Source organism: Mesorhizobium sp. M1A.F.Ca.IN.020.04.1.1, from assembly GCF_003997315.1.
Taxonomy (GTDB): Bacteria; Pseudomonadota; Alphaproteobacteria; order Rhizobiales; family Rhizobiaceae; genus Mesorhizobium.
In genome coordinates, this window is the sequence record NZ_RZSN01000243.1 from 1 (window position 1) to 6,426 (window position 6,426).

Annotated in this window: 5 protein-coding genes and 1 pseudogene; 3 read left to right on the forward strand and 3 right to left on the reverse strand. The window is 62.2% G+C overall.

Annotation, left to right across the window (positions count from 1 at the left end; translation table 11 throughout):
• Nucleotides 1-267: 267 nt before the first annotated feature.
• From EOA49_RS34055 to EOA49_RS29265, 3 genes are all read left to right on the forward strand, one after another.
• Nucleotides 268-2,070, forward strand: coding sequence for an amino acid ABC transporter permease/ATP-binding protein (locus tag EOA49_RS34055; RefSeq protein WP_127243502.1), 1,803 nt, complete (start codon nucleotides 268-270; stop codon nucleotides 2,068-2,070).
• 106 nt (nucleotides 2,071-2,176) lie between these two features.
• A complete protein-coding gene (locus EOA49_RS29260; protein WP_127243503.1) occupies nucleotides 2,177-3,118 on the forward strand; it encodes an ABC transporter substrate-binding protein in 942 nt (313 codons plus the stop codon).
• Nucleotides 3,119-3,199: 81 nt separating this feature from the next.
• Nucleotides 3,200-4,246, forward strand: a complete 1,047-nt coding sequence (locus tag EOA49_RS29265) for an LLM class flavin-dependent oxidoreductase (protein ID WP_127242057.1) — start codon at nucleotides 3,200-3,202, stop codon at nucleotides 4,244-4,246.
• Nucleotides 4,247-4,542: 296 nt separating this feature from the next.
• On the opposite strand, the gene EOA49_RS29270 is transcribed toward EOA49_RS29265, so the two are convergent.
• The 3 genes and pseudogenes from EOA49_RS29270 to EOA49_RS32890 all read right to left on the reverse strand — a co-directional run.
• The gene (locus tag EOA49_RS29270) at nucleotides 4,543-4,731 is read right to left on the reverse strand and encodes a hypothetical protein (RefSeq protein ID WP_127242056.1); all 189 of its coding nucleotides are present in this window, start codon (nucleotides 4,729-4,731) and stop codon (nucleotides 4,543-4,545) included.
• A 45-nt stretch (nucleotides 4,732-4,776) separates the two neighbouring features.
• Nucleotides 4,777-4,983: a hypothetical protein gene (locus EOA49_RS29275; RefSeq protein WP_127242055.1), complete on the reverse strand. Its 207-nt coding sequence runs from the start codon at nucleotides 4,981-4,983 to the stop codon at nucleotides 4,777-4,779.
• Between the two features lie 6 nt (nucleotides 4,984-4,989).
• Nucleotides 4,990-6,426: pseudogene (locus EOA49_RS32890) on the reverse strand (hypothetical protein); the annotation flags it as partial.

Genomic DNA, 6,426 nt, shown 5'->3' on the forward strand with positions numbered 1-6,426 from the left:
CCACGGCACGCTGCCTTTCGAGAAGGACATCAGCGCGCTGACGGCGGAATTCGGCCCGAATGCATTCGAGCGGAAAGCCAGCTGATCGTGTCATAACTCACGAAATCTACCCACGAAAGCAGAATCTATAGATGAATTAACTCCAAAGTGTCAAAAATATAAAAGCAGATGTCATGATATAATTATTGCTTTCACTAATGTATTTTGGGTTTACTTGGAAAATGAAAGTATCCCGTTGAACACGCTACATTGGAGCGGCAGCGATCCATGACAGTAACGGCCGACATAGGCGAAGGGGTGGCCCCCAGGAATGCGCCGGTCACTTCCGACCGGCAGGGGTACAAGGTGGTGCCGGCCAGGCACCCGTGGCGCGTCGTCGGCACAATCGCCGCCGTCCTGGTCATCTTCTTCACGCTGCAATCGATCCTGACCAATTCCAGATGGGGCTGGGACGTCTTCGCCCGTTTCTTCTTCTCCGAGCCCGTGCTGGTCGGCCTTGGACGAACGCTGCTGCTGACCGTCTTCGCCTCGGCGCTCGGCTTCCTCCTGGGAACGGTTCTCGCTTTCGCACGCGTGTCTCCCTCCCCGCTGCTGTCAGGCGTCTCGTGGGCCTATATCTGGCTGCTGCGGTCGATCCCGCTCATCGTGCTGCTGCTCGTCCTCAACAATCTCGGCTATCTCTATCCGACGATCGATGTTGGCGTGCCGTTCACCAACCTGCTGTTCGCGCAGTACAACACCGTCGAGGTGTTCAGCCCGTTCTGGGTGGCGGTGGTCGGGTTGAGCCTCAACCAGGCCGCCTTCTCGGCCGAGATCATCCGCGGCGGCATCCTCTCCGTCGACCAAGGCCAACATGAGGCGGCAGCCGCGCTCGGCCTCTCGCGGCGGCGCCAGGCGCTGAGCATCGTGCTGCCGCAAGCCATGCGCGCGATCCTGCCCAGCGGCTTCAACGAGATCATCGGCCTGGCCAAGTCCACCTCGATGGTCTACGTGCTCGCTTTGCCGGAGCTCTTCTACACCGTCCAGGTCATCTACAAGCGCAACCTGGAAGTGATCCCGCTCTTGATGGTGGCTACCATCTGGTACCTCATCATCATGAGCGTGCTGTCGGTCATCCAGCTCGGCATCGAGCGGCGCTTCTCGCGCGGCGCCGTGCGCACGCCGTCCGATGCGCTCCTGCCCGCCGCGCTTGCCTTCCTGTCCGGACGCCGCGCGTCGCCGGCAACCAAATCGCCGCCTCCCGCCCCGGCGCCGGCCGCCGCGGCTCGCAAGCCTCTTGTCGCCGCCGGTGAAAAACTTGCGCGGCGCGGTGTCGGACGCGTCGAAATCCGCGGCGTGTCGAAGCGTTTCGGCGCGCTCACCGTGCTCGACGATGTTGATCTCGATCTTGCGCCCGGCTCGGTGACGGCGATCATCGGCCCATCCGGCGCCGGCAAGTCGACGCTGCTGCGCACCATCAACCACCTCGAACGGACCGACACCGGCTTCGTCACCATCGACGACGAGCTGGTCGGCTACCATCGCGACGGGCACACGCTCTACGAACTCAAGGAAGCCGCGATCCGCCGGCGGCGCGCCGCGATCGGCATGGTGTTCCAGAACTTCAACCTGTTCCCGCATCTGACGGTGCTGGAAAACATCATCGAGGCGCCCGTCTCGGTGCAGGGTATTGCGCGCGCCGAGGCGGTCGAACTGGCCAAGGACTTGCTCGCCCGTATCGGCCTTCCGGAAAAGGCTGATGCCTATCCGCGCCACCTCTCCGGCGGCCAGCAGCAACGCGTCGCCATCGCCAGGGCGCTGGCGCTTAAGCCGAAGGTGCTGCTCTTCGACGAGCCGACTTCGGCGCTCGATCCCGAGTTGGTCGGCGAGGTGCTGGACGTCATCAAGGAACTTGCGACCTCCGGCACGACGATGGTGATCGTTACGCACGAGATCGGATTTGCCCGCGAGGTTGCCGACACCATCGTCTTCATGGAGGCCGGCAAGGTCCTCGAGGTTGGAACGCCTGCGAGGGTGTTCGCGACCCCGACCCATCAGCGCACGCGCGAGTTCCTCGCCAAGGTTCTCTAGCGCGCAATTTTCGACGAACCGGGCTGGCGGCGTGTGCGAACCGCCGGCCTCCCAGGCTCCCTGCCGGAACATTCGAGCGCACGTCCATCATGCAAGGAGAGACCCAATGACATTGTCACGAAAACCCCTTTCCCTCGCCTTCGGTGCAATCCTGTCGGCTATGGCCTTAGGCTCCGTCGCACAAGCGGCGGAATTCGATCTCAGCCCCGAACAGCCGGGCCGCATCCACACCGAAAAGAGCGAAAAGGCCGCAACGGCAATCGCGCCGAATTTCAAGTTCGCCAAGGAAGGCTACCTCACCGTCGCCACCAGCCCGTGGGATCCGCCGGTCGGCACCTATGCGACCGATGCGAAAACCGTGGTCGGCACCGATCCGGACATTACCGTGCTGATCGCCGAGACGCTCGGGCTGAAGCTCGACCTCGTGCCGGTCGCCTGGGCCGATTGGCCGCTCGGCCTCGCCTCCGGCAAATACGACGCCGTCATCAGCAACGTGACGGTGACGGAGGAGCGCAAGGAGAAGTTCGACTTCTCGACCTACCGGCAGGACGTACTCGGCTTCTACGTGAAGGCCGACAGCAAGATCACCTCGATCAAGGAGCCGAAGGACGTCGCCGGCCTCAAGGTCATCACTGGCGCCGGCACCAACCAGGAAAAGATCCTGCTGGAATGGGATCGCGAGAATGTCGCGGCCGGCCTGAAGCCGGTCGAAGTGCAGTACTACGATGATTCCGCAGCCAGCCAGTTGGCCCTGCAATCGGGGCGCGCGGATGCAGAATTCAATCCGAACGCCACGCTCGCCTACGCCGCTGCCGTCAGCGGCAAGACCAAGCTGGTCGGCATCGTCAGCGGCGGCTGGCCGCTGACCGCCGAGATCGCCGTCGCAACCAGAAAGAACAGCGGCCTCGCCAACGCCATCACGCTAGCCATCAATGAGCTGATCGCCAGCGGCAAATATGGCGAGGTGCTGAAGAAGTGGAGCCTGACGGCCGAAGCGATCGACCAGTCGCGCACCAACCCGCCCGGCCTGCCGAAGCCCAACAGCTGAGCCAGCCTAACCTCTCGACCGGCGCCTCCGAGGCGCCGGTCCTTCGTTCCGCTTGGCAGCACCCTAAGAGGAGGAACCGCGATGGCGCCGACCTCGATTTCGATCGATCGCCTGGCCTTTCTCACGCCGGGCAACTACCCACATCACGATCCATATTCAGGCCTCCAGAAGACGCTGGAGTTGTTCGAGCTGGGCGAACGCCTGGGCTACGACGGCGCCTGGGTGCGGCAGCGCCACCTCGAGCCGGGCATTTCCTCGGCCGCCGCCTTCCTCGCCGCTGCCACGCAGCGTACCAGCCGGATCGAGCTCGGCACGGCCGTGATCCCCATCGGCTACGAAAGCCCTTACCGGTTGGCCGAGGATCTCTCGACGGTCGACGTGCTCTCGCGCGGCCGCTTGAATGTCGGCGTCAGCGCCGGCTTCCCGTTGCATGCCGCCATCCTCGGACCACTTGTCTTCGACGGCGACTGGCGCAATTTCGATTTCTCGCACGCGCGCGTCCTTCGCCTTGTCGACAATTTGCGCGGCGACCTGCTGGGCGAGCCCGGCGCCGTCATTGAATTTCCCGGCGGCCGCGTGCGGCCCCGGCTGCAGCCGCATGCTCCGGGTTTGCCGGACCGTATCTGGTACGGCGGCGGCTCCTTGAAATCGGCCGAATGGGCGGGCCGCAACGGCCTCAACCTTTTGCTCAGCAACGTCACGTCCGGCGAAGGCACCGACAACTTTTTCGAGGCTCAGCTGCACCAGCTCGAGACTTTTGCCGCGCAACACGATGGCAAGCCGGGACGCGTGACGTTGGGCCGGGTGATCGTCCCGTTCGACAGCGCGGATGCTTCAACCAGGAAGCGCTACGCCGACTACGCCGCCGCACGTCACGATCGCACCCTGCGAGTCCATGGCGAACGCCGCACGCTTTTCGCCAGCGATGTCGTCGGCACCTCGGAGCAGATCCTGGAGCAATTGGCCAAGGACCCGATCCTGGCCGGCGTGCGGGAACTGCGGCTGGAGCTGCCTTACGACTTCGAGCAGCACGAATACGAACAGATCATCACGGACTTCATCGACCGCGTCGCGCCTGCGCTCGGCTGGCGTCGACATCCGAAGCCGGCTGCATCCGCGGCCGAATAGTCGCCGCGCCTGCGGATCGAGCGCCTCAACGTGGCCGTCCTGCCTGACATCGGCGAGCGGTACCTCGCCTCTTACGCATGAGGTCCGACTGGATATTTGGCACAGCCGGGATCGACGGCTCGTCGCGGTGGGTGATAGGTCGAGATGGCATTAGGCAAAGAGACTTGCCGAGGTTGTCTGCTAGTGGGTGACGGGAAACGAACCCCTACGACCGACATGAGGCGCACAGTAGGAGCGGCGGCTTCGGATCAGGGATCCGCCTTACAGCTGCGCTCCCGGCCGAAGTCGCCAGCGGTTTAGTGGATCCCCGCAGCAGGTTGTAGATCGAGCGGTCCTTGGCGTTTATATGCTGCCCAAGCATCGGCGGGAACTGCCGAATACGCCCGGGCGAGCCAGTTCGCGCGCTCAGCCTCGGTAAGCAAATTCCACCACTGCATACCGGCGATTTCGTCAGCAGTCGGATTCCGGTTCGGTTCGTCTGCCATTTTCTTATCCTTGCATAAGACTTGAGCGCCAGGGGCCTGCAACTGTTAGAACGGCCAAAAGCCGGCCAAAAAAGCCAGCATTTCGCTGCCCCACTGCATGAAGCTTTGGTACCAGCCAGACACCGCTTCATAAGCAACCTGCAGTGCACCCAGGAAGAAAACGAAACAGATGACGATCGCAAATACCTTGCCAAATCCCTCGTCACCCTTCGGGTCGCTGCTCTGATAAACGTAGTCCTGTCGGTTAAACATGGTCCATTAACGGTCCCGGTCGTCGCGGTCGCGTTCCCTTCTTTCTAGTTCCTCGCGCTCCAACTCCTCGAGGCGAGGAATATGCTGTTGCGCCGGATCCGATCTGAATTCCTCGTTCAACCTCGCCACACGGCTGCCCGGTTCAGACGGTCCAGATGTAACACGCACGTTTTCGTCACGTCCCTGTTCTGCTTCTGCCCGGCGCCGGCTCTCCATGTGGATCTCGTTGTTCAGATCGTGTCTGATCGTTGCCATATCACGGATATAGCCGTTGCCGTCGAGCGCGGCTCGGGCAGCCTCCCGCAACAGATTGGTGTGTCGGACCTCGGCCTCATTCAATTCTGCGATCCGGGCGGCACGGTCGGCTTCCGTCTCGACGAGGTGCGAAGAGCGTGACGGGCTCTCCCGATTTTCGGGCTCGTAAAGGCGATCAACTGCTATTCTTGCGGCGTCGATGCGTGCGAACAACTCGTCACCAACTCGCACAGTCTGTTCGTCATGCTGCTGCGCCGGGAGGTTCCTTATAGGGTCGTACATGTCGATCGCCCGCTGGGAAGCACGTTGCTGCGCCTCCTCCTTCAGCGCCTCCTGCAGGCCTTCCTCGCCCCTCGATTGTTCGTAGAGATAGGTGTTTCCGTCGAGTGCTTCCCGGGCATAGCGTTGAAGCACGGCGTCATATCGATTTGACTCCGCAAGATAGTCAGCGCGTATGGTTGCACGCTCGTCATCGGATAGGTCACTGCGGGAATACTCATTCGAGAATCTGGTCGTGGCGCGCTCAAGTGAATGGGAGGCAGCATCGTATTCGGCCAGGATCTCATCTCCTTCACGCACAGCCCTCTCGCCATGGCGGGCGACAGCACTGTCGAAGACCCCCTGCCCCGCCTGTGCCTGGCCCTTCAGCTCGTAAAGCTCCATCAGCTCGCGCCGGCTGTTCACATGCTCGCGAGCAACAGACGCGACTTCATCAAAGTCGTCTCGCTCGTCCGGACCGACGCTCCGCTCCAGCCGGAACAAGGCCGTCTCGACCTTCTTTTCATAGGCTTCAAACTCTGCTCGTGTTGTCTCGCGCATTTCCTGGCCCTCCAAAACGACTTTCTGCAAGGTTACCAGATTGGCGCGGAATTTCGATCCGAAATCTGCATGGACGACATTTACGCTCGCTTCCGCCTGACCTGCCGAAAGGCTTGTTATCAAATGATCTCGCTGCTGTTCTGCATAAGAGACAGCACGCCGATCACCGCTGGCGAGCGCAATTTTCTGCCAACTCTGCGTTGCCTTTATGGCATACTCCCGGCTTCTTTCGGCCTTCGCGAGACCGCGCCGTCCGCCCCGCTTGGCGTCGTACCGTCCCTGTGCCGCCTCGCTGGTCCCGACGTGCTCGGTCCGCCCTTCCCTGTTCACCGGCTTTACCTGATTGCGGGTAAAGGCGGTGAACAGGGA

Excerpts from the sequence above, each read along its gene's own strand:
- EOA49_RS29260 (WP_127243503.1), top strand. The coding sequence starts at position 2,177 with ATGACATTGTCACGAAAACCCCTTTCCCTCGCCTTCGGTGCAATCCTG.
- EOA49_RS29275 (WP_127242055.1), bottom strand. The coding sequence starts at position 4,983 with ATGTTTAACCGACAGGACTACGTTTATCAGAGCAGCGACCCGAAGGGT.
- EOA49_RS29265 (WP_127242057.1), top strand. The coding sequence starts at position 3,200 with ATGGCGCCGACCTCGATTTCGATCGATCGCCTGGCCTTTCTCACGCCG.
- EOA49_RS34055 (WP_127243502.1), top strand. The coding sequence starts at position 268 with ATGACAGTAACGGCCGACATAGGCGAAGGGGTGGCCCCCAGGAATGCG.
- EOA49_RS29270 (WP_127242056.1), bottom strand. The coding sequence starts at position 4,731 with ATGGCAGACGAACCGAACCGGAATCCGACTGCTGACGAAATCGCCGGT.